This is a genomic window from Flavobacterium caeni, assembly GCF_900101895.1.
GTDB lineage: Bacteria > Bacteroidota > Bacteroidia > Flavobacteriales > Flavobacteriaceae > Flavobacterium > Flavobacterium caeni.
In genome coordinates, this window is the sequence record NZ_FMVF01000060.1 from 1 (window position 1) to 1,722 (window position 1,722).

The window sequence follows — 1,722 nt, forward strand, 5'->3', positions numbered from 1 at the left end:
GAGCGGACTGAGTTCTCTCTGCCGAAGATAATGTTTCTTCGTGAAATGGAAACTTCCGGCCACGAAAAACTCCGCAATGGAGGCTAGCGGCGGTTATGCGACGGCTAGGCTTGTAAATGTATCGCAAAATCATAGAATATTTTTTTTGATAAATTTACTTTTAAACTAAAAACGCTATCGCCACCATCGCCGAAATCTAGTATGTGTTTTCGCCAATAATTTTTATCCTCGTCATAAGCTATAAAATCACTTACGAAACATTGAATCCAAATTTCTTTTTCACCGTTTTCATTTACAACAGCAACATATTGTCGCAAATACTTATCAGGTTTAGACTGTCTTCGATTATGGGCTTGAATTGTTTCGATTATTTTTTGACCTGCAATTTTTTCAATTTCCATTACTTCCAAATGAGATAAACTTGTTGGAGTTGAATTTGCAAAAAGAGGATATTTTTCATTTTGATTAAAAGGCAATACAGCATATTCAAAATCATCATTTTTTAAATATTGTTGTGAAGATTTATTACATGAAAAAATGAAAATCGAAATCAAAACTAAAATAAATCGTTTCATTCGTACGGTTTTTTAAGCTGTCGCATAACGTTTCGGGGCTTGGCGTGTTTGCGAAGTACGGAACTGATTATTTTCTGTTAAATTTTAAATTTCTTGCGAAACGTAAACTTGAATTTACCACTAAATTCGCAATCACGCCAAACCGCTGTTGTACGACGTAGTTATGTTTTGGTTTTTAGTTCGGTTAAATATTTTCGTATGTCTTTTTCTAATTTATCAGGGTATTTGTAATCTAATTTTTTCGACAATTCAGTTCCTATTTCTGAAACTAAATCAGCCATTGAAAATAGGGCAGTCCAATTTTCCTTTATGTTGCTTCCTGAAAATGTCTGTTCTATTTTGCTCCACATTTCAGGGGTGAGAAGTTTTTTAAAGAGTCTTCCAAACTTATTGGTTGTTATGCTCCAATCGTGCTGACTAGCAATATGCCATTCAATTAGAGGGATTAAATAGTCCGTTCGAATATTGTTTTCCGACATAAATTTCGCGTAAAATAATTCATCTCTTACAAGGCTTTTAGCCAAGTATGTAGTATCCCACCAAAAATCATTTAACGTCTGCCTGAATTTCTGTTCTGTAGGTTTTTTAATGATGGAAACCCGATAAGTGGGCTCTTTCATATTCTGTGTGATGCAGTCTTTATCAATCAAAACTTTATAGCCGATGTCCCAATCTTCACACAATTCATCTTGGTTTATTTCCTCTAAAAAATCAGGGACGCTATACAGTTTGAAATCAACTTTTACATAATCTTCATACAAAACCATTTTCATCGCGTGTTTATAATCGAAGTAGCTTTCGTCTTCTTCAACCATTGCGATTGGATTTCCGAAGTTTAATATCCAGCTTTTGTCTGAAATGTAGTTTGAATTATTCTCAAAAATAAATTCAATATCTAAGTCGCTAAATTCGTCAACAGGTGCAAAAGGATTTGCAAGTGAACTCGTTAGTAGGAGAACTCTTACGTCTTCATTTTTTTCCGACCACTCAATAATTGATTTTAGCTTTTCTTCTCTGACTTTCATTTCGTGCAGTTTCTTTTACTATGTCGTACAACGTTTCGCGCATTTGCGTGGTCGCGTCAAAGCGAACTGAGTTCTGTCTGCCGAAGATAAACAAAGTTCGTGAAACTGAAACGTTCCGGCCA

2 protein-coding genes are annotated in these 1,722 nt (G+C 34.9%); both read right to left on the minus strand.

From position 1 onward, the window contains the following. Positions 1-104: 104 nt before the first annotated feature. Positions 105-575: a hypothetical protein gene (locus BLP55_RS16910; RefSeq protein WP_139149806.1), complete on the minus strand. Its 471-nt coding sequence runs from the start codon at positions 573-575 to the stop codon at positions 105-107. 161 nt (positions 576-736) lie between these two features. Further along, positions 737-1,600, minus strand: coding sequence for an AadS family aminoglycoside 6-adenylyltransferase (locus tag BLP55_RS16485; protein WP_091147471.1), 864 nt, complete (start codon positions 1,598-1,600; stop codon positions 737-739). Between the last annotated feature and the right edge of the window lie 122 nt (positions 1,601-1,722).